Consider the following 24,945-nt stretch of genomic DNA (forward strand, 5'->3'; position numbering starts at 1 on the left):
CCTTACTTCGTCGAATCCTTGTCGGAAGTTTTCGCCTCCATCGGCTCGGCCTCCTGCTTCTTCGGCAGGCGGAACCCGTTGCCGAACAGGCCGCGCTTCTTAGGCGCCTCCTCCACGGCCGGAGCCTCCTCCACCTTCTGCTTGGCGGCGCGCTGCGCGGCCTTCTGCTGCTTTTCTGCTGCGCGCATCTCCTTGGTTTTTTTGGACATCATCTCTTCCTGATAGGCGCGTCGCACCTTGCGGATTTTCGAGAAGTCCACGTATAAGGCGCCGATGATGCACACATAGGCCAGGCCCAGCACCACATAGGTTCCCACCTCGGGCAGGAAGGCGCGGCCGAACCACGACATAGCCGTCATCACGATGGCGCCGATCAAAAGACCCCACCAGATTTTGCGAAGACGCTTGTATTCCGGCGTGGGCGGGTTGTAGTACTGCCGATCGATCTCGGTCTGCTTCGCTCGTGCGGCCTTCTTGTCAGCCTTCTTCTGCTGCTTCGTCTTCACGGTGGGCTGGATGCGCACCGACGAAGCCGCCTTCGTCTTCGGCTTCATGGTGGCCGCGCTCTTGCGCGTCTGGCCGCGATGCTCGTCGGTCTGGTACCGGTCGTTCATAGGGTTACGCTGGGACATGGGTTATTGCTCCTTGTTGATTGCCTCGAACCTCGCAGGTCCGTCAAAGTCAGCGAGAGGCGTTGAGGTGCCCGGAATTGTCGTGAAAGCTTTGCGAAGCGTGCTTTTGCACGTGAGCGAAGCTTGGAGCGGCAAGGCCGGACGCCTCAACGCCTCGCAGCGTCGAGAAGTTCCGGTTGCCGTTAGGCAAACGGAACGAAAGTTCTACCCGTGATCTTCTCGTAGGCCTGGATGTACTTCTCGCTGGTGCGGTCGATGATGTCCTGGGGCAGGCGGGGCGGGTTGCCCTGACGATCCCAGTTGGCGTTCAGCCAGTCGCGCACGAACTGCTTGTCGAAGCTGGGCTGGTCCTTGCCCTCGGCGTACTCATCGCCCGGCCAGAAGCGGGACGAATCGGGCGTCAGCACCTCGTCGGCCAGGATGATCTGGCCGTTCAGGCGGCCGAACTCGAACTTCGTGTCGGCGATGATCACGCCGCGCTCGGCCGCGTGGTCGCGCGCCGTGGTGTATACCTTCAGCGCAAGGTCGCGCAGCTGCGAAGCGTCGTCCTCGCCGATGATCTCCACGAGGCGCTCGTAGCTGATGTTCTCGTCGTGGTCGCCGATCTCGGCCTTCGTCGAGGGCGTGAAGATGGGCTCGGGAAGCTTCGACGAGTTCACCAGGCCCTCGGGCAGCTGGATGCCGCACACAGTGCCCTGCTTCTGGTACTCTTTGAGGCCGCTGCCGGCCAGGTAGCCGCGCACAATGCACTCGGCGGGGAACATGTCGGCCTTCTTCACCAGCATGAAGCGGCCGCGCAGGTAGTCGGCGTACGGCTGGAACTGCTCGGGCAGGTCGGCCACGTCGGAGGAGATGAGATGGTTCTCCACCACGCCGTCCAGAAGCTCGAACCAGAAGCACGACAGCTGCGTGAGCACCGCGCCCTTGTGGGGGATCTCGTCTTCCAGGATGTAATCGAACGCCGAGATGCGGTCCGTCGCCACAAGCAGCAGCTTGTCGCCCAGATCGTACAGATCGCGGACTTTCCCTTGTGCATCAGGCTTGATGTCGATTCCGGTCATGCTGGTCCTTTCGTTGCTCTCTCGAAACGCCGCTCTGCGGCACCCGGCGCTCCCCTTCTCCGTCGGCGCGCCCTATTATCGTCTATTTCTGGTCTTTACGCGACTTCCCACGCGATTTTTGCGATTTCTGCCCGCGCTGCTGCTCGTCGCCCTGGTACAGCGGGATGTGAATGGTGAAGCATGCGCCCTCTCCCTTGCGGCCTTCCACCTGCACCCAGCCGTTGTGGCGCTCGACGATCTCCTTCACCACGGACAAGCCGATGCCCAGGCCGCCGCTCTCGCGCGTGCGTCCCGCGTCGGCGCGCCAGAAGCGCGAGAACACCATCTTCGCCTCGTCGGGCGTGAGGCCGATGCCCGTGTCCTGCACGCTGATGGACGCCATGATGTCGCCGCGCTTCACGCGCACGGTAACCAAGCCCCCTTCGGACGTGTAACGAACCGCGTTCGAGATGAGGTTGGCGGTTGCCTGGCGAATCATGTCCGCGTCGCCTAGCACGCGCACGCCTTGCTCCATCTCGTACTTCAGCGTGAGGCCAGAATCGGCTACGAACGCCTCGTGCGTGGCCACGATGCCGGCGATCAGCTCGCCCACATTGACCACTTCCTTCTTCATAGGCGTAGAGCGGCTCTCCAAACGCGAAAGCTTCAAGATGGCGTCTACCAGGCGGCTGAGGCGCTGCACCTCGGAGTTCACGGTTTCCAGGCGCTCCTCGTCGGCCTCGAACACGCCGTCCACCATCGCTTCCACAGTGGATTGGATGGCCATCAGCGGCGTACGCAGCTCATGCGCCACGTCGGTGGTCAGACGGCGCTCCAGCTCGCGGTCGCGCTCGATGGAGTCGGCCATCGCGTCGAACGTCTCGCCCAGGTGCGCGATCTCGTCCTCGCCGTGCAGCTCGGTGCGGGCCGACAGGTCGCCTTCCTTGATGGCCTTCGCCGTGGTGGTCATGCGGTTGATGGGGCTGACCAGCGTACGCGCGAACAAGAAGCCGATGCATGATGCCAGCACGATGGCGAGCGCCGTCGCGAACACCATGGCCTGGTACGAGTTGTTACGGAATTCCTCGTCGGTCTGACTGAGCAGCGCCTCGGAGCCGTACACCCACATGTGGACGGATCCGACGGCGACGTTGTCGGTGATGATGGGGGCGATGGCCAGCTGGTCGCTGTCTCCGGGAGGAGGCGCGAGCGATCCTCGACTGTAGTCCTTGCCCGGCATATCATTTCCGTTTTCGCTGGGCGGAATCGTGGAATCGTACACGACGCTGCCGGTTTGGTTGTCGAAGATCTTGACGCCCACGCCGTTCAGCTTTGCCGCATAGCCCGCAACCGTCGCGATGCCGACGTTGTCGAGCGTGCCCGTATCCGAGTAGATCTCCGCGATCTGCTCGGCCGTGGATTCGGCGAGTTTATAGATGTTGGCCTGCGTATACGTCTGGAAGTGCTGCTCCCACACGAACGACAGCACGCCGATGGCCACAAGCGCGGTCATGGCCGCGATGAAGGCGAACGCGGCCGTGACGCGCGTGGTGTACGTCAGGTTGTCCCAGCCGAAACGGATGCCGCGGCGCTTTTTGCCGTCGCTCTCGTGCGGCACGACGATGGGCCCCGTGGTGCCCGTATCGGCTTCGACCGTCAAACGCTCGACGACCGGGGTGTGCGATGCGGTTTCTTGCGCATCGGAGGCTGGCGATGCAGCCTGTTCGCTTGCGTCTCGCACGTCGGTTTACTGCGCAACTTTCGTGGGATCCTCGAAGCGGTAGCCCACGCCGTGAACGGTGTGCAGCCACTTCGGGCTGCGCGGGTTGTCGCCGATCTTCGCGCGCAGGTTCTTCACATGCGAGTCGATGGTGCGCTCGTAGCCCTCGAAGTCGTAGCCCAGCACCTTCTCCACCAGCTCCATGCGCGAGTACACGCGACCCGGGTAGCGGGACAGCGTGGTGAGCAGCTTGAACTCGCTGGCGGTGAGATCGATCTCCTCGTTGTTGACCAGCACTTTGTGCCCCGACACGTCGATGGTGAGCTCGCCGAACTCCAGCACTTCGCGCTGCGGCTCGGAATCGGCGTGCACGCGGCGCAGAAGCGCGCGGGCGCGAGCAACCAGCTCGCGGGGGCTGAACGGCTTCACCAGGTAGTCGTCGGCGCCCAGCTCCAGACCGATGATGCGGTCTTCCACCTCGCCCTTAGCGGTGAGCATGATAATGGGCACGTCGGAGTTGTCGCGGATGGCGCGGCAGACGCGCTCGCCCGGCACGCGGGGCAGCATGAGGTCGAGGATGACAAGATCGAAGTGGTGCTTCGAGAACTCCTCGAGCGCCTCCTGGCCGTCGCCGACCGCCGTCACCCAGTAATTCTCGCGTTCAAGATAGGCCGTCACGGCGTCGCGGATGGCCTTTTCGTCTTCAACCAAAAGGATGCGTCGTGTTTCGTTGCTCATGGATCACTCCTCAAGCTCGCTGACATCTCGGACAATGCGCGCCCGCGTTCCCTACGCGGACCAGTTCCGAGCGTATTGGTCGTGTTTGCGTTTATTGTAGCAATTAGACCGAAGGGCGCTTTAACCTGTGCGTGAAATGACACAATAAACACCATGGTAACCCGCAGATCAACACACGCGAATCACGCGAAACCGACCGTTGCTAAGAAACGCCTTGCGAACAGGCGCGCAGCCTCCCGGGGAGGCGCGCTGTACGCCGGCGGAAAACCGAACGCGCGCGGTGGGCATGTGGGAAACGTCGCCGGATACGGCGGAGCACACGGCGGCAGCGGTCGTCGCGGGGGCTCCGCAGACGTCGGCAACGTGGCGGGGTACGGCAGCGCCAGCGCCATGGGCTCGGTCGGCGCGCATCGCCGCTCGTCCTCCGCATCGCCCTCCCCATCGTCCCCCGCTCCGCGCGGCACCTCTAACGGCAACGCCGGCGGCAACGGCGTTCGCGTTCCCACGCCGAACGGAGGCGAGGTTCTGCTCACCCGCCGCCACTTCCTGTACGGAGCGTTGGGCGTGGGCGCTTTGGCGGCCGTGGGCGGCGGCGCATCCGTCGTAATCGAGCAGACGAAGAACGACCCAGATGACAACCTCGTAGTGCTCAAGGTGCCCGAAGACGCGGTGCTGTCGTCTGCGTCCGACGAGTTCACCAACACGTTCGTCCAGGCGGAAGATCCAACGACGCTCATGAACCAGGTGGGGAATTACGAGCTGCCGTACGGCTCGCTCGTCTGGGCGAACGACGACGATTTGGCCGCATGCCTCTTGCCCACCGACACCGGCAAGCCGCTGACCCAGGTGGCGCTGCTTTCGCTGAGCTCGGGAAACTCCACCGTGGTGCTGGAGCAGGCCGTCGGATCCGACGAAGGCTTCGAAATCTACGACGTGCGCGCCACATCCTCGGGTCTCATCTGGGCCGAGGCGGACATCCTCGACGGCGTCTGGCGCATATACACCGCGCGTACCGATGGTGCGGCTCTGGGCAATCCCGCGCTGGTGGAAGAAGGCGACGGCGATTGGGAGATGCCCACCATCGCCGCCGTGGGAAACCGCGCATTCTGGCAGGTGTTGCCGAAAGCGAGCGGTCCGAAGAAAACCGAGCCGTCGCTGTTCAAGCGCGCCACCATGGGAGCGAACGACATCGAGACGCTGTGGACCTCGATCGGCCGCATGGCGACGGCTCCCTACGCCACCGGCGACTCCGTGGTCATCACGCCGCGCACGGACACCTCGTCCATCCACTACCAGCTCGTGCGCGTGGATGCCAACACGGGCGAAGCGCTGGACACCATGGCGCTGCCCACGTCCATGAAACCGCTGGAAGCCGGCTACGGCAACACCGGGTTCATGTTCTCGTTCGATGCCGGCTACCAGTACGGCGGAGGTATCGCCAGCATCGGCACGTACACCCCGGCCAGCGCCGTGACGAACGGCGACTACAGCAACGCGCCGTGGTTCCGTTTCAGCCGCAACCCTACCGCGCCGCCTGCCTGGTGCGGGTCGTACCTCATGGTGAAGTCGCGCACGCAAGTCGTGGGCATCAACTTCGACACGAACGACTGGTTCGCCTTCGACGTGAAAAGCGGCGCTGACGATTACGGCGAGTACCTGGCGTCCACCGGCTCGCGCGATGCCGTGGTCACGTACACAAACATCGACGACAAGCCCCTCGACGGCGAGGCCAGGAAGTACTGCCTCGTAAGGGTATGGACACCAGCTTAAACGCCTTCTCCGTCCCAGACCATCTGCGTAAGCCGGCACAAAGATATCGCACCCATCAAAAACAGGAAGCCCCGCAGGACGGGGCTTCCTGATGCCTCTACGTAAGGTAGGCGGCAGCTTTTAGAACTCCAGCTCCTTGAGGCGGTCGAATACCACGTCTTTACGGGTGAGGAAGTCCCAAGGGTCGAAGATCTCGTCCAGCACCTCGGCGCTGAGGTTCGCCTCGGGGTCGGCTTCGAGGTTTTCGCGATAGGTGGGTCCGTCCACGGCGTTCTGGATATCCTCCCACACCTTCATGGCGTTGCGTTGCACGATGACGTAGGCGTCCTCGCGGCTGATGCCGGTGTCCACCAGGGCCAGCAGCACCTTCGAGCTGAAGATGAGGCCCTTCGTGCGCCACAGGTTGTGCTCCATCTTGGCCGGATAGGTTTGCAGGCCGTCCAGCATCCACTGCATCTTGCCGAACATGTAGTCCAGCGCGATGAAGCTGTCGGCCAGCGCGACCCGCTCGGCACCGGAGTGGCTGATGTCGCGCTCGTACCACAGCGCCACGTTGTCGAAGGCCACCTGCGCGTTGCTCTTGACCGTGCGGGCCAGGCCGCAGACGCGCTCGGCCGTGATGGGGTTGCGCTTGTGCGGCATGGCGCTGCTCCCCTTCTGCCCCTTCGCGAACGGCTCCTCGGCCTCGATGACGTCGGACTGCTGCAGCAGGCGCACCTGCATGGCGATGGACTCCAGTGTGGAAGCCGTCACAGCCAGGCCGGCCATCACCTGCGCGTGACGGTCGCGCGCCAGCACCTGCGTGGACAGCGGGTCGGCCGCAAGGCCCAGGCGCTCGCACACGTACTGCTCGACGAACGGGTCGATGCTGGAGTACGTGCCCACCGCGCCGCTGATGGCGCCCGTGGCGGCCACCTTGCGGGCTTCCTCCATGCGCGTCTGCGCGCGCTTGAGGGCCCAAGCCCAGCTGCCGAACTTCATGCCGAACGTCATGGGCTCGGCGTGGATGCCGTGCGTGCGGCCCACGCACAGCGTCTCCTGGAACTCGAAGGCACGGCGCTTGCACGTCTCGCCCAGCTGCTTGATGTCTTCCAGGATGATATCGATAGCCTGCGTGATCTGGTAGGACAGCGCCGTGTCGCCCAGGTCGGACGACGTCATGCCGTAGTGCACCCAACGGCTGGGCGGCTCGGTGCCTTCCGGCACGTCGGCGTCGATGTACTCGGCCATGTTCGTGGTGAACGCGATGACGTCGTGGTTCGTCACCTTCTCGATCTCGTCGATGCGCTCCACGGTGAAGTCGGCATGCGCGCGGATCCACGCGGCCTCCTCCTTCATGATGCCGGACTTGCCCAGCTCGGCCTGCGCCTCGCAGGCCAGCACCTCGATTTCCTTCCAGATGTTGAACTTGTTTTCCAACTCCCAGATGGCGCCCATCGCGGGGCGCGTGTAACGGTTGATCACGCCGGTCCCTTTCACCCTGTTCTGCCTGATGGCAACCAGCATACCGCAAACGGACGGCAGCGCGGCGTATTTCACGGAAAGCGCCGAGCAGCCAGGGCGGCGGGCTGCGCGGGCGCAAAGCGGCCACTAGGCCGCTTTGCGCCCGGACGGATCAGCCTTCCCGAAGCGCGCTTCAGAGCGCGGCTTATTGCTTGACTTCTCTATTCTTGTTCGAGTAGTATATTTCCCATTATTATGCTAGGTTTTAGGGAGGAACCGCGGTATGGAGCAAGCACGGAAGCAGCAGATCGTCGCACGCGGACGAGTCCGCTCGATCAACGTGTCGAAGCGCAAGGGAACGCGCAAGATGCCGTGCGAAGGCGGCGCGACCGTCGTCGCGCATCGGGGCCTGGACACCGACGCACATGCCGGCGATTGGCATCGCCAGGTGTCGCTGCTTGCTTGGGAATCCATCGAGAAAGCGCGCGCGACCGGCCTCGACGTGGTTGAGGGCGACTTCGCCGAAAACGTCACCACCGAGGGCATCGACCTGTTAGCGCTGCCCCTGGGCACGCGCGTGCGCATCGGCGAGGACGTGCTGTTGGAGCTATCGCAGATCGGCAAGGTGTGCCACACGAAGTGCGCCATCTACCACCTGGCAGGCGACTGCATCTTCCCGCGCGAGGGCATCTTCTTCGTGGCGCTGGAAGGCGGCGCGATCAACGTGGGCGACCCGGTGGAAGTCGTCTCACTCGGCGACGGCACCTGCGCTTACACCCCGCCCGAAGCGCTGGCAGAGCTGGCCGCCGCGACTCGATAGCACCAAGACGATACTTGTCGCCTCGTGGACGTCCGGCCTAACAAGAGGCCGAACGTCCACCGGCAACACCTCAATCCATGCGCAATGCATCGTACAGCATTTTCGGCGCTACGCGCGCAAGCCTCTCGACAGCTTCCTGCAGAGGGGGCACCGTGTCCAGGCGATACCACTCAGTCAGAATATCCGTCTCGGTTTTCACCCAGCTGTCCAGGCAAAACATGAGATCGTCATCAAGGGCTATATGCTTGTAATCCTGCAGCGTCTCGAGCAGTGCGCACTTGCGATAGTGAGGCATGATACTGCGCTGGCTTGGGAAGTTGAGCGTATACTGCGTTGCGACCTTGAAGAATTCGCTCTCGAGCGAAAGCAGCTTTAGATGATGGAAATAGCCTGTTTCCCAATCCATTGTCCGGCCCACCTCTATCAAGTAAAACTTGTGGACGTGCATCGGCCACCACCAATGCAGACTGTACTTGCTATCGAAGTACCGATAGAACATTTGGCGAGATATACCGATTTTTTCACATAAGTCGGTCACCTTGATCTGGTCGAGAGACTTGTCTACAGCGTGCATGATCCGCAACCGCATCCGCACGTCTTCATCGTCGAGGATCCCCTTCGGCTCCCACTCGCCCATCTCTACCCCCCTTCCCGCATCCCCATACGGTTTTCTCAAAGAGTACCCTTCCCCACGCTGCCGATCGCTCCTTAGATGCCGACCGGCTTCAACCCTTCGGCAGAGGCCGCGGTGCGCAAATCCTTCCAAACCGACAAATGGTCGATCTCAAGAGCCTTGCACACCGTATCGCACATACCGCACTCTATACATTCCCACAAGCCATTTTGCACGGCTTGGACAACGCGATCCCCCTGATCGTAAGGATCGTAAAAACGATTGGCAATGGCTATCATTCCAGTTGGGCCGATATAGGACTTAAACCCCTTCTGCTCGACAACGGGGCACGCCGCCGTGCACACGCCGCAACGTGCGCAGTACTCGAGCGGCTCGAGCTTCTCGGACAGACCAGCGTCGACCGGAGCCTTAATCTCATCAAGGTTTAGGTCAAACGCACGTTGACGAGCGAGAATACGGCTCACTTTGTCCGTAACCTTCGTCTTGTCGACAATCAGGTCGCGCACCACCGGAAAATGCTTGAGTGGCGTGACTTCGTTCTTGCCCGCATCCTCAACCAGGGTAACGCAGGCGAGACACGGTGTGCCGTTGAGCGTCATGGCGCAACGGCCGCACACGCGCCCGCGGCAGCTGTAATCGAATGCGATAGGCTCGATGGTGTCGTTGATGACCACCAGCGCCTCGAGCAGGGTCATGTGCTCGGTGTGCTCGATCTCGTATGTACCGAAATAAGGCTCGGCGTCAACCGAGGGATTGTACTTTTGCACGCTGATCTTCATAGCGCCTCCTTGTGAGTCCGTGAGCGGTCGTGGTTAGTCGAGCTCGACGACGGGAACGGTTTCGAGCTTCATCTCGCCGTTCACGTTCCTCGCGACAATGTTGCACGTCCAGTTGGCTGGATCTTCCTGAGGGAATTCCGGACGATAGCTGTGGCCTCGGCTTTCCTCGCGCATGAGCGCGGCTTTCGAACTCGCCTCGGCGATGTCGAGCATGTTGTAGGCTTCGATGGCCGCCTTCCAATCGGTGTTGTAGGTAAGCGTCGCGTCTCCCAGCCTCATCGCGGGCATTTCCTCCTTGCGAATTCGCTCTAGTTCGGCAACTGCCTCCTGCATCGCAGGAGTCTCTCGCGTGGGCTGGCATGCCCGATAGCAAGCGCGCTGTATCATACGGGTAATTTCCTGAGGCCTCTTACCATCCGTCTGACGGATGCGTATCTCGTGCAAACGGTTAATCTCCTCTTCAACCGTATCGAACGTGAACGCCTTCGGCTTGTCTTTGCCCGCGCCCTCGGCATACTCGACAGCTTGCATCATGGCGTATGAGCCGTCTCGATAAGCAACGTTCACCGATGAACCGCCTTGCGCTCCGTATACTCCGCCACCGCGAGCGCAGAACAATCCAGGCAGGCCCTCCACCATAAGCTTTTCATCAACGCGCGGGTTGCTACCGTGCTCATAAGCCTCAAGCGCGCATTCGAGCTTAGTGGATGCCACATCTATGCCGAACACCTCTTTCCACAACTCGACGTTACGGCGATACACCTCCCCCATGGCCGCAAACGCCTCGGGATTGGAGAAATCCACGTACACTCCGCCATTCGGCGATCCACCGCCGTCGTGAATTGCCTTGGCGATTGTGCGCGTGAACGTGATGCGATCGAGCGTGGAGTAGTCCATGCCACGGAAAAAGTAATTGTCGTTTGCATCGCAGATGTATTCGCAGCACAGATTGTCAGCGCCGATGCCTCCTACGAACGTCGCCGCAAGCCCCGTCGGATACATGCTGATGAGGTCGAATTGAAAAAACTCCGAATCCTGCAGAGCCGCACCGCGTCGAAAAGCAGCTGCATCTACATCTCCTGTGTTGTCCGGTGAATTGATGGAAGTGGGAGCCACAGTATTCCACCCGTAAATCCACGAACTTGCACCCGTGCAAGATACGGTCGACTTTGCACGAAAAACGCGCACCGTTCCCGTGGGCACATGCAGCCCTACCGCTCCAATGCAGGCACCGTCTTCGACTACGATGTCGGTGATCATGGTCTGGTCGAAGATGCGAGCGCCCGAACGCTCCACGGAATCGGTAAAGTATCGCGGGAAACCGTTGAAGATGCCGAAAAGCGGATAGCCCGGGATATCGAGGCCCGGCACAAACGCACCTGTTTCATCGCGCATGAACAGGTTGTTGCCTTCTTGGGCGTAGCGCAGCAGCAAATTGCGCTCCTCCACAGTAAACGCTTCATGGGTCGCCTTTGCGATCTTCTTGTTCGTCAACTCGTTCAAAACGAAGTCCTCGGATTGATCCCACGGCGTGTCAGCCTGAATGAAGTTCACCCAGTTGCACCAGTTGTAGCCGCAAGCACCGCCGAAATGGAAGGCAGCCTTCTCAACGACCGCAACGTCCTTTCCCTGCTTGTAAGCCTGCAATGCCGCATGAGACCCCGCAAGGCCGCCGCCGATGATAAGAATATCGGTATCGTAGAGCTCGTAAAGTACCTGCTCGCTGTTTGCAGACGCGCCCGCGCCCCGCCCTTCGGATGTTTCCGGTGCCGAACAAGCGCCCATCGCACTCGAAAGCATCACCGTGCCAAACGCCACCGCGCTGCCTCCGAGAAACGCCCTACGAGACATGCTCTTCGTGCTTGCCGATTCGTTGCTGAAATTACGTTTCATGCGAACCCCTCCTCGCTCCGTCCTCTTCGACCGATGGGGTCGTCCCCTTCGGCAACCCCATTGTCGCAAAGCAAAAAAATGGGTTCAAAAGACGAAACAAGGCAACCGTACGCTCTGGAAAACATAAAGCGAAGTTGTCCGACCAGGTCGGACAACTTCGCTTTATGGCTTGGCGCTGTCTAGCCGCAAGGCCGACGGAACCTACAGCCCCTTGAACAGCGCCCGGACTTCGTCGAGCACTTCGTTGTCGGCCACGACGATGGCCTTGTCGCCGGGATACAGCACCGTCTCTTCGCTGGCCACTTCCACGTTGTCGTCGTCCTTCGGCGACACGGCCGCGATCAGGCTGTTCTCGGGCATGGGAACCGACGACACCAGGATGCCGGCCTCGTTGGAATGATGGCGCATGCGCGGCACCACGATCTCGGTAAGCGTAACGTTGCCGTGCGTCAGCGACGAGGCCACGCTCACGCTGCCCAGCAGCGTCTCTTCCTCGATGAGGTTCGCAATGAGCGTGGTGGACGACACGCACTCGATGCCCACCTCCTTGAAGATGCGGAGGTTCTTCGGGCTGTTCACGCGCGCGATGCAGCGCGGCACGTTGAACACGCGCTGCGCGATCTCGCACGACACGAGGTTGTCGTCGTCCTGGCCGGTGGTGGCCACGAACACGTCGGCGCGCCGGATGCCCGCGTCCTCCTGGTACTTCGAGTCGCAGCCGTCGCCGTGGATGACCAGGTAGCGCCCTTGAAGCGCCACCGACAGGCGGTCGGCCGTGGCCAGATTCTCCTCGATGACGGCCACGTCGTTGCCGCTTGAAAGCAGCACTGAAGCCAAGTATTCGCCGATCTTGCCGCCGCCAGCGATAACGATGTACATGCTCCGTCTCCCTTAATCTTGGATATAGCGCGAGAACGATTCGATCAGCTCATGGCGCACGCAGGCGAGCACCGAATCCCCGTTGTAGAGGATGGAGTCGCGCGTAGGAATAGAGCTGGCCGAGCCGTCGCTGCGCTCGAACGCGATGATGCGGACGTCGTGATCGCGCTCCAGCTCGCCCACGCGGATGGTGCGCTTGTCGGTGGAGCTGAGGTCCAGCGAGAAGCGCAGCACCTCGAACTCGCCGAACGTGTCGAGATGGGCGCCGTGGCCCGACACCACCTTGCTGAACACGTCCTCGGCCACCAGCGACGTGCCGCACACGTAGTCGATGCCCAGCTGCATGTACGCGCGCTCGTGATCGGGGTTGTACAGGCGCGCGATGACGTGCGGCACGCCGAACAGACGGCTGCCCACTTCGGCGCACATGAGGTTCGTGTTGTCGAACTGGGTGACGGCGGCCATGACGTCGCAATCTTCGACACCGGCTTTGACGAGGGTTTCCTCGTCGAAGCCCACACCCTGCACCGTGGAGCCGTTGAAGTTGCGCCCCAGGTTCGCGAACGCGTTCACGTTCTTGTCGATGACGCACACGTTGTTGCCGTTATCCGACAGCATGTTCGCCAGCTGGGAACCGACGCGGCCGCAGCCGACGACGATCACGTTGCTCATACCGATCCTTTCACCAGGCACCCGCATGGTGCCGATTTCTTGCTGCGCTTAGCATACTGCATGGATGCGGGCACGACCAGCGTCGCCATAGAACGGCGACAAAGGCGTAACGTGGCAATCAGGCACTTAGGAACGAATGTTTCACGTGAAACATTCCGCAAGGCCATCGTCTCGAACGCATGCGGAAGAAGGATTCGACGATGGAAAAGGAACCGCCGGCTCGTGGCCGGCGGAACGTTTAGATCATCTTCATTTGGCCGATAGTCGCCTTGAACCAATGATCCGTATTAGGCGGACAGTACTTGGCAGCGTTCGCATACGTGATGGAGTAGCCGTAGCCGTTTGCCAGGCCCGCTACGTGAGCGTTGATAGCCTCTTCCCAGCTGGACCAACTCTTATCGCCCCAGCCCCATGCGTTGTACGGCAGGAAGCAATGCGCGCCCTTGGAGCTTTCGGTGTTGGATATGGCAGGCGACCAGCGCGGGTCGACGCCGTTGCTCCAGGCAGCTTCGGCGAACGTGGCACCCTGCCCCGCCAAGGGCGAGCCGGCCAAGTATGCATTGATACGGGAGGTCCACTCGGAAACGAAAGCCTCTTTGCCCACGGAGAAATCAACTTCGGGAAGCGAGGCGACGGCATCGGAGGCTGCATCGCGCGCAGCGGCGGCCTCCTGCTCGGCCTTCGCCTGCTCGGCGGCGGCGATACGAGCCTCCTCCTCGGCACGAGCGGCCTCCTCCGCGGCGATGCGAGCAGCTTCTTCCTCGGCTTCGATAGCTTCGATGCCTTGCGAGATGTCGCGCGATGCGGTACTGGTAAGCACGGTGGACTCGCGGGTGGAACCCTCGGATACGTTGGCGAAGTCGGCAGAATCGGCAATGGCGACATTCGCGTCCGCACCGCCGATGCCGAAAGAATCGATATCGTGCACGGCGCCGCTTCCAGCAGAGGCGAACCCGAAGCCGATGCACCCGGTCAGCACGCACGATGCGCAGCCGACCGCGATAATTTTAGCAGCCAGGTTCGACTTCTTTTGTATATAGCGCTTTTTAGCCAAAACGTCAGTTACCTTTCGTTGAACAGCACACGACCCAGCCGCCGAAGCGGTTGACAGCGTAGTAAATTGTGTGAGGGTTTGCTGCCGAAAGGGCGATATGCTGTTGTGACAAAACGTATTTTAACGGACAAGGGGGTCCGAGGGCAAAATTTTATGGAGACGCCCTACACGATTTGTTCGCTTGACAGTGAATGAAAGCGCATTTCAGCAGGTGGTTCGCCTTAGTTGCGGACACGGGAAAAAGCGAACGAACTATGTGCTCTGTAACGCGACAAGCACGCTCATTCGGTTATCGAGATCACAACGGACTCGTTTAGACCGATGTTTTCCCACGGCTGCATGTCGAAACGATACTCGCGCCCGTACGGCGCCGAGAAAACCAGCTCTTCCGTCGCTCCCGGAACCGAGTACCACAGCAATCCCACCACGCAGAACGCCACGAAGCACAAGCCTGCCAGCAACGTAAGCAGCGGCGACTTGAGCGCGCCTCCCAGAAGCAGCAGCCCAACCATAATAAGCAGCAGCGGCCATAGGCCCACCAACATGAACTCGATGGAGCGCCACCCGATGACATCGAGGCTCATCAGCACCAGCACCACTCCCGCGGAAAACGTGATAAGGGAGTCCACGAACTGGCGCATGCGATGCCCCTCTTCGCCGGGGACTACCATACCGACGATGCCCAAGATAACGAAGATAAGCGGCCAATACTGCCACCACACCACGCCTTCGACCATGCTCGCCACCATAGCGGACATGCCGAAAAACAACAGGAACGACCCCGCGAACAGAGCAGCCTTCACGCCCGAGCGCGACGACTTCGCCGGCGGCTGCTGTTGCGGCGCGGCATGCATCCACCCTTCATGCGAATGGCTCGCCGGAGGCGCATACGAACGAGAAGCATCGGCAGGCGCAGCGGCAGAGGCGCGCGATGCGCCTGCCGGGGGCTCGGGCGGCACATGAGCGGCCGAGGCGTACGGGGGATGCGCATAGCGCCAACCGGCCGCTTGCGCGGGATTGGGCGCATTTTGCCCCCCCGACTCGGTTTTGCGCGGGGTGCCGCCGAATTCGAACGTCCCGTACGTCTCGGAATGCACCGACTGGGGGTGCACGTCGAGCGGCGCCTCCTCCTTCGGTTCGAGCGGCAGCACGATCCACAGCAGGATGTATGCGATGCCCAGCAGCCCGCCCGAGGCCAGGGTGAACACCACCATGATGATACGGACGATGACAGGATCGACGTTGAAATAATCGGCCACGCCCGCGCAGACGCCGCCTATGAGCGCCTTTCGCGAACGGAGCAGCCGTTTTTCACTCGTCACGCTTCCTCCCGGTCGATCGCCTCGACAGCGTCCACGCATGATGGGGAGGGATCGTCCAGTCGTTCCACGCGCACCGTCGAAATGCGACGGCGGCGCATAGCCTGAATCTTGAAGCGGTATCCGTCGAACGCAAGTTCCTCGCCCACCTGGGGCACCGAGTCGAGCATGCTCATGAGCCAGCCCGCGATGGTCTCGTAGTCGGCCGAATCCTCCACCGGCCATCCAAGCTCTGCGGCATCTTCGACGGGGAATCGCCCGTCGACCACCCAGACGTTCTCGCTTTCCTGCTCGATGAACGGATTCTCTCGATCCGTCTCGTCCACGATCTCGCCGACGACCTCCTCTACGATGTCCTCAACGGTAATTAAACCATCGGTGCCACCGTACTCGTCAACGACGATAGCCATCTGTTGACGATTCGTTTGCATCTCGGCGAGCAGCGGGAACAGATCCTTCGTCTCGGGCACGAACATGGCCTCGTAGGCGTACTCGGCCACCGGCTCGTGCTCCTTGCCGTCCATGAGCGGCGCCACGAGGTCCTTGAAGTGGACGATGCCCACGATGCGGTCGATGTCCTCGTGATACACCGGCAGACGCGAGTAGCCCGTGCCGCGCATGCGCTCCACCGTCTGGCGCACCGTGTCGGTGTCTTCCGCGAACATCACGTCCACGCGCGGCGTCATGATCTCGTGCACGGTCATGTCGCCCAAATCGAGGATGTCGTGGATCATGCGCTTCTCGTCCTCGAGCAGCTCGTCGTTGTCCGTGACCATGTACTTGATCTCTTCTTCGGACACGTTCTGGCGCTCGTCGGCGTTCTTGATGCCGAACAGGCGCGACAGCCCGTTCGCGGACGCCGAGGTCAACGCCACCAAAGGCGAAGCGATTTTCTGGAACACCATGAGCGGTCCGGCCACCATCTTGCTGACGCGCTCGGCATCGGCCAGCGCGATGCGCTTCGGCACCAGCTCGCCCACCACGATGCTGAGGTATGACACGATGAGCGTGATGACCACGGGGGCCAAGCCGGGCGCGATAACGGAAAGCCACCCGATGTTGAAGCCGGACAGCCACTGCGCCAGCGGATCGGAGAGGTTCGTGGCGGCAGCCGCGGAGGCGAAGAACCCGACGAGCGTGATGGCCACCTGGATGGTGGCCAGGAACTGCCCCGAATCGGCGGCCAGGCCCAGCGCGCGTTGGGCGCTTTTATCGCCCTCGTCGGCATCGTGCTGCAGCAGTACGTGGCGCGCGTTCACCAACGCCATCTCCGACATCGAGAAATAGCCGTTCACCAGCACCAGCACGAACGTGACGACGATGCTAATCCAAATATCCATGGTACTTCTGCAACTCCTTCGACAAGCGGACGATGCGCAACCTCTGCGCTTTGGCCGCGCGGCGAGGCGCTTTCGCGCTGCGTCCTCGCGGCACCCGTGGGGCTGTCATGCCCGCGCGCTTATGCACGCGACCGCTTACATAACGTACAAGAAGATGGCCAGAAACTGCAGAACGCTTCCGGCGAGTACCCAGAGATGGAACAGGGAATGCATGTACGGCACCTTCTTCAACACGTAGAAGATGCATCCGATGGAGTAGCAGATGCCGCCGCCCACGAGCAGCCACAGGCCCGGCCCGGGAATGGCCTCGATGAGCGCGGGGAGGAACCAGATGACGCACCAGCCCATGAGAAGATACAGCACGGCCGACACCCAGCGCGGACGAAACACCCAGAACGCCTCGCAGGCAACGCCCGCCAACGCAACCAGCCACACGAAGGCGCACAGCCACACGCCGCCGGAATCGGCAAGCGAGATCAGGCAGAACGGGGTGTAGGATCCGGCGATGAACAGGTAGATGCAACTATGGTCGAGTACCTTGAACACGCGCTTCGCACGGTCTACCGCGATGGCATGGTACAGCGTGGACATGGTATATTCCAGCAGCATCGTGAGGGTGTACACGAGCGCGGCGAACAGGTAGATGCCGCCTCCGTCGTCGAGCGCACGCACCACGAGGATGGGGATGGCCGCAATGGCCAACAGCGCCCCCAAGCCATGGGTGACGGAGTTCGCGATCTCCTCCCCCAGCGTGTACTCGCGGATGTCGCGAGCTTTGTTCGTGGCGCTGGCCGACGTATGCGACACCTCGTTGCGCAGCGCGTGCATGCTGGCGTAGTCGTTCGGCTTGAATTGCGAAGGCGTCCAACCGGGAGCGGGCCGGTGCTCTGTTTCGGGCACGACCGAAGAAGGGCTCTCGGCACTGCGGCCGGAGCCGGTACTTCGAGCGCCTTTGGCGTCGGATGTAGTTGATGCGTTCATGGTGCTACTGTATCACATTTCCGTGGGGCTTGAGCCATGCAAGCCACGCACGGGCATCATCCTCTCGGGCATCGATAAGCCTGATGGTAGTGCCTCCAACCCCTGCTGCAGTGCGCGCGTTGACCGTAGCGGTGCCGGCATTACGTTGAAAAGGATTCGTCTTCGTGTAACCGAACTGTATCTTTTTGCGCGGGAAGCTGATGGTCTCGCGAGCGAACCCGCCGTTGCTCACCTGCATGAAACGCTCGTTGTACGCAAACCCCGAGCCACGGAACCACAGCACGGCTCCTACCGCGTCGAGAACGAGCAGCACGACCGCAAGCGCATAGCCGAACAGCGCGCCGTTGTTGACGAAGAACAACGTCATGGCTCCGTCAGGCACGGCCGGATCCGCCAGGAGGTTCACCGCTATCTGCCCTGCCGCCACGAGGACGGCCAACCAGAAGCCCGTCCCCTGGATGATGCATCGCCGGATGAGGGCGCGACGCAGTCCCACGGGCGCCACCGGGATGTTCTCGGTGGGAACGTCGGCGAACTCGGGAACGATGCCCGCGAGAATCTCGGGCACACGGGACATCTTCACGAAGGGATGGATCACGAGCCCTTGCTGGCTGAGGCCTTTCTGCTGGTCGTCGGAGTTTTCAGCCGCCGCATCGATCTTGCCCAGCGACAGCTCGCAGTAGCCAAGCAGACGGCGGATGAAGCTCTGCTTCACCATCACCGACTGCACGCGGTCGACGTCGACGCCCTGGAAGCGGTGCTGCAGCAGGCCGTGCTCGACTTCGATGCGGTTGTCGCGGCGACATGCGCGGAAGCCGCCGTACGAGACGCAAGCGCCGATGGCAGACAGCAGCCACAACACGAGCGACGCAGCGAGGAAGGTCGCCACGCCCGCGGCGATGAGGCTGCCCCCGAACAGCCGAACGCTCGTGGCTACAACGTTGCCAACGAGCGGCTCCATCGAACCGGAGAGGATGGGCGCCATCTGACCCATGAACTGGGAAACGGCGCCGACGATGCCGACAACCACGACGAAGAACGCCGTATTGTTCGACAGGCCGGTGAACACGAGCTCCTTGTTGGACATGCCGTACTCGTAGGTCACGCGGCCCGTATCCACCGCGGCGCCGCCGAACACGCCGCGCACGTCCTGCCAGATCTCGGCGGGAGCGTCCAGCACATTGGCGCCCTCGTGCAAGGCTTGCGCGGGAACGCCCGCTGCAGAGGCCATCGCCGCAACGGCGGCATCGGGCGCGGCACCGTTGCGCACGGCTACGGCGTACTGCTTGCGCGCGAACAGCTCGCGGCGCAGCTCCTCAGCTTGCGTCTTCTGCACATACGGCACGATGACGGCCTTGTTCGCCGCGCCGCCCGCCGTGTCGATGCTGACGCTGCACACGCCGAAGATGCGCTGGATGAGCGTGGCGTGCTGGTCGACGGACTGGATGCGCTGGTAGGGCACATGCACGCGCTTCTTGTTGAGTATGCCCGAATACAGGTTGAATTCCTCGGGCCCTAGCTCGTAGTACAGATGCTTGTACGAGATCACCTGGTAGACCGCCACAAGCGCCACCAGCACGACGATGCCGGCGATCACGGATCCGATGACGATGAAAAGCATGGGGATGTCGCCGCGCGTGATGGCTTCGCCCTCGGAGATGGCGCCGATGATAGCCGAGAACGAGGAGAAGACCACGATGGCCAGCAGCATGAACGCCGTGCGCAGACTGCCCAACCAGATATAGCTATGATGGACATGGCTCCCCCGCGGCCCTTCAGGCTGCGGCGCAGCAGGCTGGGGTTGGGGCTGCGAAGGTTGGGGCGGTTGGCGATAGTCCGTCATCACACGTCCTCCTGGGCCAGGCGCGCAAGCTCGGCCGCGCGATCGCGCAGCTGCTCGGCGACGTCGGCGCCGAGGCCGGGGATCTCATGCTCGCCGGCCGCCGTGGCCACCGTCACGCTGGACAGACCGAACGCACGTAAGATGGGACCCTGGCGCGTGTCGGTGTTCTGCACGCGGATGAAGGGGATGACGAAACGCTTGCGCCACACGATTCCCTTCGCGATATCGAGGTAGTCGCTGGAAAGCTCGTAGCGCCAGCGCATGAAGCGGATGGGCGGCAGCACGATCAACCACACGATCAAGCAAGCTGCGTACGCAACGGCGACGGCGACCAGGACGACGAACATCCACGTCGCCGGATCCACCATTGCAGCGATGGCGAATGGAACGAAGCAGCAGAGGAATACCACGGTAAGCCAAATGGCGTCGTTGATGCGCCAGACCGTTTTGACCTTCGGATCGAGCTGGTGCGCCGGCAAGTCTTTCATGCGAGTCCTTCTGGTCGATGTCGATATGCTTGCTTCATCATACCAGAGCGACGCAACGTCACCAGGAGCCGCATCAACACAGAATTGCAGAGCGACGGCGCATCGTCTAACGCGATGCGCTACGCGGGAACAGGCTTCTCGGCGCGGCCGCGGAATCGACGGGCGTTGGGAAGGCCGCTTTCGCGCAAGCATGCCAGCACGGCGCACCGCAGAGCCGAACGATTCCGGATGTTTCACGTGAAACATCCGTTTGGGTTGGGCGGGGTTTCCCGGTGCAGTATACTCAGGACAGCAAACTGCGAGCGAAACGAGGTTCCCATGCGCTATGACGAGCTGCAAGACGAGATCAAAAATGCGATGCGCGCGAAGGACAAGCCGAAACTGTCCATCCTGCGCCAGGTGCACGGCGAGATCAAGAACATCGAGGTGAACGAGCGCCGCGACATCACGGACGCGGACGTGGACGCCATGTTGAAGCGCCTGATCAAGCAGACGAAGGAGACGCTGGACGGCTCCATCAAGGCCGGCAACGACCAGGAACGCACCGACACCCTGACCGCCCAGGTGGCCATCCTGGAAAGCTACCTGCCCAAGCAGGTGTCGGGCGACGAGCTGGTCGCGCTCATCGACGAGGTGCTGACCGAGACGGGCGCGTCCTCCAAGAAGGACATGGGCCGCGTCATGGGCGCCCTCACCCAGAAGACCGGCGGCAACTTCGACAAGGCGGCCGCCGCCAAGGAGCTGGGCCAGAAGCTGGCGTAGCCCCCCCCCGCATCAAACAAGAAGGCGCGCATGATGCACGCCTTCTTTCGTTGCGACGACTGCCGTGCCCCGTGCGATACGGGGCACGGCGGAAGCCGTGAAGCCGAAGCGATTCTTTATAGGCCGAAAAGGTAATCCAGCTCGTCGCCCCAGGAGTCTTCGTCAACCTGCCAAGAATCGCCGTTCTTGACCACCTCCAAGCTTACGTAATCCGTGGTCATGGCGGTGGTCTTGTCCATTGCAGCCTGGTAGAGCTCGCCGAGAAGCACCTTCGCGCCGGCCTCGTCGAGGGACTGCAAGTCGCCGGCGTCGATGGCGGCTTGCGCGTCTTCCATGAACGTGGTGGCGAAGGCCATAGAATCGCGCAGCGTCACATCGGCGTACACGGTGCCCGTGCCGTCGCCGTTATCGTAGGCGCCGTCCAGCTGATAGTCGAAATCGACCAGCATCCACTCGACGAACGTCAAGGGATCGATGCCCAAGTCGGTGAGGCTGTATCCCGTCGCGTCGGCCAGCTGCTCGTCGGCTTGGTCGGCGATCTTCCGCATAAGCGCAGCATCCTTGCTCTTCAGCAGGTCGAGCTTCTCAGACGCCGCCGCTTCCATCTGCTGGCCGCCCTGCGTGATGGACGACAGGTCGGAACTTTCCGACGAGTACGTGCGATCGTATTCGTCGGACGCACCGACCACGAAGGCGAGCACGCCAACCCCGATAACCACGTACAAGACGAACGCCAGCACCGAAAGCACGATACCGACGATGCCGCACACCTTGCCACCGGTCGCCTTACCGTCCCTGCCCGCCTGCTTAACGGCTTGGCCGGCCAGCACGATGGCGACGATACCCAGCGCGATTCCGAACAGGATAGAAGCCGAAAACAAGATGGCCAAAATGCCGCACACGAGAGCGCCGACGGCCTTGCCGTTGGATTGCGGAGGAACCGGTTGATAGTAGCCTGCAGGCTGTTGGCTGAAGGGCTGGCCCGGCTGCTGACCGTAAGGCACGGATCCGGGCGCTTGCGCGGACTGCGGCATCGGCTGCGTCGGTTGCGCCGGAGAACCGGGCGGCGCGGAAACGGTGGGCGGTACGGGCGGCTGCGGCGGTACGGGCGGCTGCGGCGCGGTCTGCTCATCCATGGAAAATCCCCTTTCAGGTGCGGTTTCCGACAGTATAGCAAAGGAGCCGTCGGATTTCCGACGGCTCCTGGCAGTTCGCTTCTATGCAAGGAACGGCATCCGCTCTAGTAGTGCGCCAGATCCTCTTCCTTCACACGACCGCGGAACGTGCGGTAGATGATGACGTGATAGACCAGCACCAGCGGCAGGCCCACGCACGTGATGATGGTCATCCACATCAACGTGAGCTCGGACGACGCGGCGCTCATGGCCGTGATGGCCGGGCCGACGCTATCGGCCGAAGCAACCACGAAGTTCGGGAACATCGAAGCGGCCAGCAGCAGCACCAGCAGCGCCGCCGCGCCCGACTGGGCGATGAAGGCGCCCAGGTCGCAGTCCTTGCTCTTCGCGAAGAACACGGAGGCGACGATGGCAACCACGAACAGGGCGGCCAGCAACCAGCGAACCGCTCCCAGCAGGGGATCCATTGCCGGCTGAATGCCCAGCAGAGCATAGGCGGTCACCGCGACGAACAGCACCAGCGACACGATCTGCAGCGGGAAGCGCAACTTCGCGGCGCGCGCCTGCAGGTCGCTAGGCTTCGGCGCCTTGAGCGCCAGCCAGGACGCCCCTTGCGCCAGGAACATCGACAGGCCCAGCAGGCCGCACAGCAGCGTGAACGGGGTGATGAGGCCCAACAGCGGAATGCCCGTGTAGTCGCCGTTGGCGCTCATGGGGATGCCCGCGTAGATGTTGCCCACGGCAACGCCCAGCAGCAGCGCCGGCAGCAGCGAGCCCACGAAGAAGCAGCCGTCCCACACCTTCGCCCACTTGTGGTCGATGCCGCGGTATTCCAGCGAAACAGCACGCACGATCAGGCCGAACAGCACCAGCATGACCGCCAGATAGAACCCGGAGAACGTGGTGGCGTATGCCGCCGGGAACGCCGCGAACAGCGCGCCGCCTGCGGTGAGCAGCCACACCTCGTTGCCGTCCCACACCGGGCCGATGCTCGTGCGCACAACGGCCTTTTCTTCATCGCCCTTCGCCACGAAGGGGTACAGCACGCCCGCGCCCAGGTCGAAACCGTCGAGCACGAAATAGCCGGCGATCAACACGAAGATCAGGAGGAACCAAAGCCCCTGGAAGAACGTGATTTCCATGACTACTCACCTTCCTTCGCGAGGTCGTCGCCGAACGAGGGGGCTGCTTTGCCCTTCGGGGTCTTGCCCGCAGCGGCGCCCTCCAACGCAGGCTCATGCTCTGCAACCGGCCCTTCCTTGATGAAGCGACCCATCGTGCGAGCCCACGCGACCATGAGGAACGCGTACACCACCAGGAACAGCACCATCGTGATCACCAGCTCGGGAGCGGACACCGACTGCGAGACGCCCTCGTTCGTGAGCAGGCTGACGCCTTCGGGGCTGGTTGCGGACGGGTACACCACCCACGGCTGGCGGCCGACTTCGGCCGTGAACCAGCCCGCCTGAATGGCGATGAGCGGGAACACCGGCGAGATGAGCACCAGGCGCTGCAACCACTTCATGTTCTGGATCTTGCCGCCGCGCAGCGTGAATACGAGCGCCAGGATAACGGTGAGCATGATGAGGCCGTACATGGCAACCATGAGGTGGTACGTCTGGAACACGAAGTTCACCGGCGCGGTTTCGGGATCGAGAGCACCGTACTCGGCGGAAGCGGCCAGCTGGTTGAGGCCCTCGTACTCGGTGTCCCAGGTGCCGGTTGCAAGGAAGCTCGTGCCACCCGGGATGGAGAACGGGGTGATGACCTTCTGGTTCTCCTCGTCAACCCACCCGAACGCGTACAGAGGAGGCACCTCGGAGTCGTACATGCCCTCCATCATGGCAAGCTTCGTGGGCTGCTCCTCGGCGACGGTGACGGCGGAGGAATGAGCCGTGACCAGCATGACGCAGCTGACCACGATGCCCACCACGGCGCCCAGCTTCATCGTCTTCATGGCGAATTCCTTGTGGCGGTTCTTGATGAGGTACCACGCGGAAACGGCCATGGCCACGAACGCGCCCATGATGAGCACGGCCACGATGGTGTGCGAGTAGCGCGGCCATACCGACGGGTTCATCGCCGCGGTCAGGAAGTCGGTGATGACGGCCTTCGAGCCGTCGGCGGACAGCTCCGCGCCGGCCGGGGTCTGCATCCACGAGTTCGCGATGAGGATCCACAGGGCCGACAGAGCCGAGCCGAACCACACGAGCCAGGCCGACACCATGTAGAACTTCGGCGACACGCGCTTGCGCCCGAACAGCAGCACGCCCAGGAACGTGGACTCCAGGAAGAACGCGAGCAGCGCCTCGGCGGCCAGCGGCGCACCGAAGATGTCGCCGACGAACCTCGAGTAATCCGCCCAGTTCGTTCCGAAGGAGAACTCCATCGTGATGCCCGTGGCCAAGCCTAACACGAACGTCGCGGTGAAGATCTTCACCCAGAACTTGGTGGCAGCCGCGTCCTTCGGGTCGCGGGAACGGTAGTACCGTGTTTCGTTGATGGCAAGGATAAGTCCCAAACCGATGGTCAACGGCACGAAAATGAAGTGATACGCCGCCGTGCAAGCGAACTGCAAACGCGCCAGAAGCACAGGATCGGAGAAGATATCCATCGCACACCCCCTTACTCTCGTCTGTACCGACAGATGTCTATGGGGCGCATTATACCATCATTTGTAGAAAAAATGTTATTGGACGAATAACATTTTTGGACGAATTGACGGGGAGCGAAGCGGGGGCTAGCCGGCGGGGAGGGTGCGAGCGGGGGCTAGCCGGCGGGGGTTGGCCGGCGGGAGGGGGCGGGCGAGGGGGAGGGGGTGCGGGGTCCGCGTTGCACAGTTTTGCGCGATATGCTGCGTTCGACCCGAACCGCTCGAACCCCGATTTCGCGCGACCTGGTAAAACGCTCGCGAGAAGTGCGCCCGGAGGAGCGCGAGGGCGTCCGAAAGCGCTTGAGACGCAACATATCGTGCAAAACTGTGCAACGCAGACCCCCGCCCC

Annotated in this window: 22 protein-coding genes; 3 read left to right on the forward strand and 19 right to left on the reverse strand. The window is 62.2% G+C overall.

Annotated elements, in window-relative coordinates:
* Window positions 1-2 precede the first annotated feature (2 nt).
* The 4 genes from GT613_RS09905 to GT613_RS09920 form a co-directional block, all read right to left on the reverse strand.
* Entirely contained in the window at window positions 3-632 is a 630-nt protein-coding gene (locus GT613_RS09905) for a hypothetical protein (RefSeq protein ID WP_009608199.1), read from the reverse strand.
* A 182-nt stretch (window positions 633-814) separates the two neighbouring features.
* Entirely contained in the window at window positions 815-1,693 is an 879-nt protein-coding gene (locus GT613_RS09910) for a phosphoribosylaminoimidazolesuccinocarboxamide synthase (protein ID WP_009607933.1), read from the reverse strand.
* Window positions 1,694-1,775: 82 nt separating this feature from the next.
* On the reverse strand, window positions 1,776-3,413 hold the full coding sequence (locus GT613_RS09915) for a cell wall metabolism sensor histidine kinase WalK (protein WP_009305831.1): 1,638 nt from the start codon (window positions 3,411-3,413) through the stop codon (window positions 1,776-1,778).
* Between the two features lie 6 nt (window positions 3,414-3,419).
* The gene (locus GT613_RS09920; protein ID WP_009305830.1) at window positions 3,420-4,130 is read right to left on the reverse strand and encodes a response regulator transcription factor; all 711 of its coding nucleotides are present in this window, start codon (window positions 4,128-4,130) and stop codon (window positions 3,420-3,422) included.
* Window positions 4,131-4,418: 288 nt separating this feature from the next.
* Between GT613_RS09920 and GT613_RS09925 the strand changes: the two genes are divergently transcribed.
* Window positions 4,419-5,900 carry a twin-arginine translocation signal domain-containing protein gene (locus tag GT613_RS09925; protein WP_015759899.1) on the forward strand — a complete coding sequence of 494 codons (1,482 nt, stop codon included), beginning with the start codon at window positions 4,419-4,421 and terminating at the stop codon, window positions 5,898-5,900.
* Window positions 5,901-6,020: 120 nt separating this feature from the next.
* On the opposite strand, the gene purB is transcribed toward GT613_RS09925, so the two are convergent.
* Entirely contained in the window at window positions 6,021-7,364 is a 1,344-nt protein-coding gene (gene purB, locus GT613_RS09930; protein WP_086415087.1) for an adenylosuccinate lyase, read from the reverse strand.
* A 262-nt stretch (window positions 7,365-7,626) separates the two neighbouring features.
* On the opposite strand from purB, the gene GT613_RS09935 reads away from it, so the two are divergent.
* The gene (locus GT613_RS09935) at window positions 7,627-8,163 is read left to right on the forward strand and encodes an MOSC domain-containing protein (protein WP_015759897.1); all 537 of its coding nucleotides are present in this window, start codon (window positions 7,627-7,629) and stop codon (window positions 8,161-8,163) included.
* Between the two features lie 70 nt (window positions 8,164-8,233).
* On the opposite strand, the gene GT613_RS09940 is transcribed toward GT613_RS09935, so the two are convergent.
* The 11 genes from GT613_RS09940 to GT613_RS09990 form a co-directional block, all read right to left on the reverse strand.
* Window positions 8,234-8,800 carry a TetR/AcrR family transcriptional regulator gene (locus tag GT613_RS09940; RefSeq protein WP_009608117.1) on the reverse strand — a complete coding sequence of 189 codons (567 nt, stop codon included), beginning with the start codon at window positions 8,798-8,800 and terminating at the stop codon, window positions 8,234-8,236.
* A 71-nt stretch (window positions 8,801-8,871) separates the two neighbouring features.
* Window positions 8,872-9,576 carry a succinate dehydrogenase/fumarate reductase iron-sulfur subunit gene (locus GT613_RS09945; protein WP_009607943.1) on the reverse strand — a complete coding sequence of 235 codons (705 nt, stop codon included), beginning with the start codon at window positions 9,574-9,576 and terminating at the stop codon, window positions 8,872-8,874.
* A 33-nt stretch (window positions 9,577-9,609) separates the two neighbouring features.
* Window positions 9,610-11,469, reverse strand: a complete 1,860-nt coding sequence (locus GT613_RS09950; protein WP_009607984.1) for an FAD-dependent oxidoreductase — start codon at window positions 11,467-11,469, stop codon at window positions 9,610-9,612.
* A gap of 201 nt (window positions 11,470-11,670) precedes the next feature.
* A complete protein-coding gene (locus GT613_RS09955; RefSeq protein ID WP_009608210.1) occupies window positions 11,671-12,348 on the reverse strand; it encodes a TrkA family potassium uptake protein in 678 nt (225 codons plus the stop codon).
* Window positions 12,349-12,360: 12 nt separating this feature from the next.
* On the reverse strand, window positions 12,361-13,020 hold the full coding sequence (locus GT613_RS09960) for a TrkA family potassium uptake protein (RefSeq protein ID WP_009305825.1): 660 nt from the start codon (window positions 13,018-13,020) through the stop codon (window positions 12,361-12,363).
* A 238-nt stretch (window positions 13,021-13,258) separates the two neighbouring features.
* Window positions 13,259-14,074, reverse strand: a complete 816-nt coding sequence (locus tag GT613_RS09965; RefSeq protein WP_009608045.1) for a hypothetical protein — start codon at window positions 14,072-14,074, stop codon at window positions 13,259-13,261.
* A gap of 281 nt (window positions 14,075-14,355) precedes the next feature.
* Entirely contained in the window at window positions 14,356-15,396 is a 1,041-nt protein-coding gene (locus GT613_RS09970; protein WP_161172604.1) for a PspC domain-containing protein, read from the reverse strand.
* On the reverse strand, window positions 15,393-16,733 hold the full coding sequence (locus GT613_RS09975) for a hemolysin family protein (RefSeq protein ID WP_009305822.1): 1,341 nt from the start codon (window positions 16,731-16,733) through the stop codon (window positions 15,393-15,395). The genes GT613_RS09970 and GT613_RS09975 overlap by 4 nt, the downstream gene beginning before the upstream one ends.
* A gap of 135 nt (window positions 16,734-16,868) precedes the next feature.
* Window positions 16,869-17,633, reverse strand: coding sequence for a hemolysin III family protein (locus tag GT613_RS09980; RefSeq protein ID WP_009305821.1), 765 nt, complete (start codon window positions 17,631-17,633; stop codon window positions 16,869-16,871).
* Window positions 17,634-17,718: 85 nt separating this feature from the next.
* The gene (locus GT613_RS09985; RefSeq protein ID WP_035578750.1) at window positions 17,719-19,557 is read right to left on the reverse strand and encodes a PH domain-containing protein; all 1,839 of its coding nucleotides are present in this window, start codon (window positions 19,555-19,557) and stop codon (window positions 17,719-17,721) included.
* A complete protein-coding gene (locus GT613_RS09990) occupies window positions 19,557-20,045 on the reverse strand; it encodes a PH domain-containing protein (protein WP_009305819.1) in 489 nt (162 codons plus the stop codon). Before GT613_RS09990 ends, GT613_RS09985 begins: the two co-directional genes overlap by 1 nt.
* A gap of 318 nt (window positions 20,046-20,363) precedes the next feature.
* On the opposite strand from GT613_RS09990, the gene GT613_RS09995 reads away from it, so the two are divergent.
* Window positions 20,364-20,807 (forward strand): GatB/YqeY domain-containing protein, encoded by a 444-nt coding sequence (locus tag GT613_RS09995; protein WP_009305818.1) that lies wholly within the window; start codon window positions 20,364-20,366, stop codon window positions 20,805-20,807.
* Between the two features lie 116 nt (window positions 20,808-20,923).
* Here GT613_RS09995 and GT613_RS10000 read toward each other — a convergent pair whose 3' ends face one another.
* The 3 genes from GT613_RS10000 to GT613_RS10010 form a co-directional block, all read right to left on the reverse strand.
* On the reverse strand, window positions 20,924-21,943 hold the full coding sequence (locus GT613_RS10000; protein ID WP_009305817.1) for a hypothetical protein: 1,020 nt from the start codon (window positions 21,941-21,943) through the stop codon (window positions 20,924-20,926).
* A 104-nt stretch (window positions 21,944-22,047) separates the two neighbouring features.
* On the reverse strand, window positions 22,048-23,085 hold the full coding sequence (gene cydB, locus GT613_RS10005; RefSeq protein ID WP_009305816.1) for a cytochrome d ubiquinol oxidase subunit II: 1,038 nt from the start codon (window positions 23,083-23,085) through the stop codon (window positions 22,048-22,050).
* A 2-nt stretch (window positions 23,086-23,087) separates the two neighbouring features.
* On the reverse strand, window positions 23,088-24,557 hold the full coding sequence (locus GT613_RS10010) for a cytochrome ubiquinol oxidase subunit I (protein ID WP_009608109.1): 1,470 nt from the start codon (window positions 24,555-24,557) through the stop codon (window positions 23,088-23,090).
* Between the last annotated feature and the right edge of the window lie 388 nt (window positions 24,558-24,945).

The sequence above is a fragment of the Eggerthella sp. BIOML-A4 genome (assembly GCF_009875575.1).
GTDB lineage: Bacteria > Actinomycetota > Coriobacteriia > Coriobacteriales > Eggerthellaceae > Eggerthella > Eggerthella lenta.

Excerpts from the sequence above, each read along its gene's own strand:
- GT613_RS09910 (WP_009607933.1), bottom strand. The coding sequence starts at position 1,693 with ATGACCGGAATCGACATCAAGCCTGATGCACAAGGGAAAGTCCGCGAT.
- GT613_RS09905 (WP_009608199.1), bottom strand. The coding sequence starts at position 632 with ATGTCCCAGCGTAACCCTATGAACGACCGGTACCAGACCGACGAGCAT.
- GT613_RS09960 (WP_009305825.1), bottom strand. The coding sequence starts at position 13,020 with ATGAGCAACGTGATCGTCGTCGGCTGCGGCCGCGTCGGTTCCCAGCTG.
- GT613_RS10010 (WP_009608109.1), bottom strand. The coding sequence starts at position 24,557 with ATGGATATCTTCTCCGATCCTGTGCTTCTGGCGCGTTTGCAGTTCGCT.
- GT613_RS09985 (WP_035578750.1), bottom strand. The coding sequence starts at position 19,557 with ATGACGGACTATCGCCAACCGCCCCAACCTTCGCAGCCCCAACCCCAG.
- cydB (WP_009305816.1), bottom strand. The coding sequence starts at position 23,085 with ATGGAAATCACGTTCTTCCAGGGGCTTTGGTTCCTCCTGATCTTCGTG.
- GT613_RS09950 (WP_009607984.1), bottom strand. The coding sequence starts at position 11,469 with ATGAAACGTAATTTCAGCAACGAATCGGCAAGCACGAAGAGCATGTCT.
- GT613_RS09975 (WP_009305822.1), bottom strand. The coding sequence starts at position 16,733 with ATGGATATTTGGATTAGCATCGTCGTCACGTTCGTGCTGGTGCTGGTG.
- GT613_RS09955 (WP_009608210.1), bottom strand. The coding sequence starts at position 12,348 with ATGTACATCGTTATCGCTGGCGGCGGCAAGATCGGCGAATACTTGGCT.
- GT613_RS09920 (WP_009305830.1), bottom strand. The coding sequence starts at position 4,130 with ATGAGCAACGAAACACGACGCATCCTTTTGGTTGAAGACGAAAAGGCC.
- GT613_RS10000 (WP_009305817.1), bottom strand. The coding sequence starts at position 21,943 with ATGGATGAGCAGACCGCGCCGCAGCCGCCCGTACCGCCGCAGCCGCCC.
- GT613_RS09935 (WP_015759897.1), top strand. The coding sequence starts at position 7,627 with ATGGAGCAAGCACGGAAGCAGCAGATCGTCGCACGCGGACGAGTCCGC.
- GT613_RS09940 (WP_009608117.1), bottom strand. The coding sequence starts at position 8,800 with ATGGGCGAGTGGGAGCCGAAGGGGATCCTCGACGATGAAGACGTGCGG.
- GT613_RS09945 (WP_009607943.1), bottom strand. The coding sequence starts at position 9,576 with ATGAAGATCAGCGTGCAAAAGTACAATCCCTCGGTTGACGCCGAGCCT.
- GT613_RS09995 (WP_009305818.1), top strand. The coding sequence starts at position 20,364 with ATGCGCTATGACGAGCTGCAAGACGAGATCAAAAATGCGATGCGCGCG.
- GT613_RS09990 (WP_009305819.1), bottom strand. The coding sequence starts at position 20,045 with ATGAAAGACTTGCCGGCGCACCAGCTCGATCCGAAGGTCAAAACGGTC.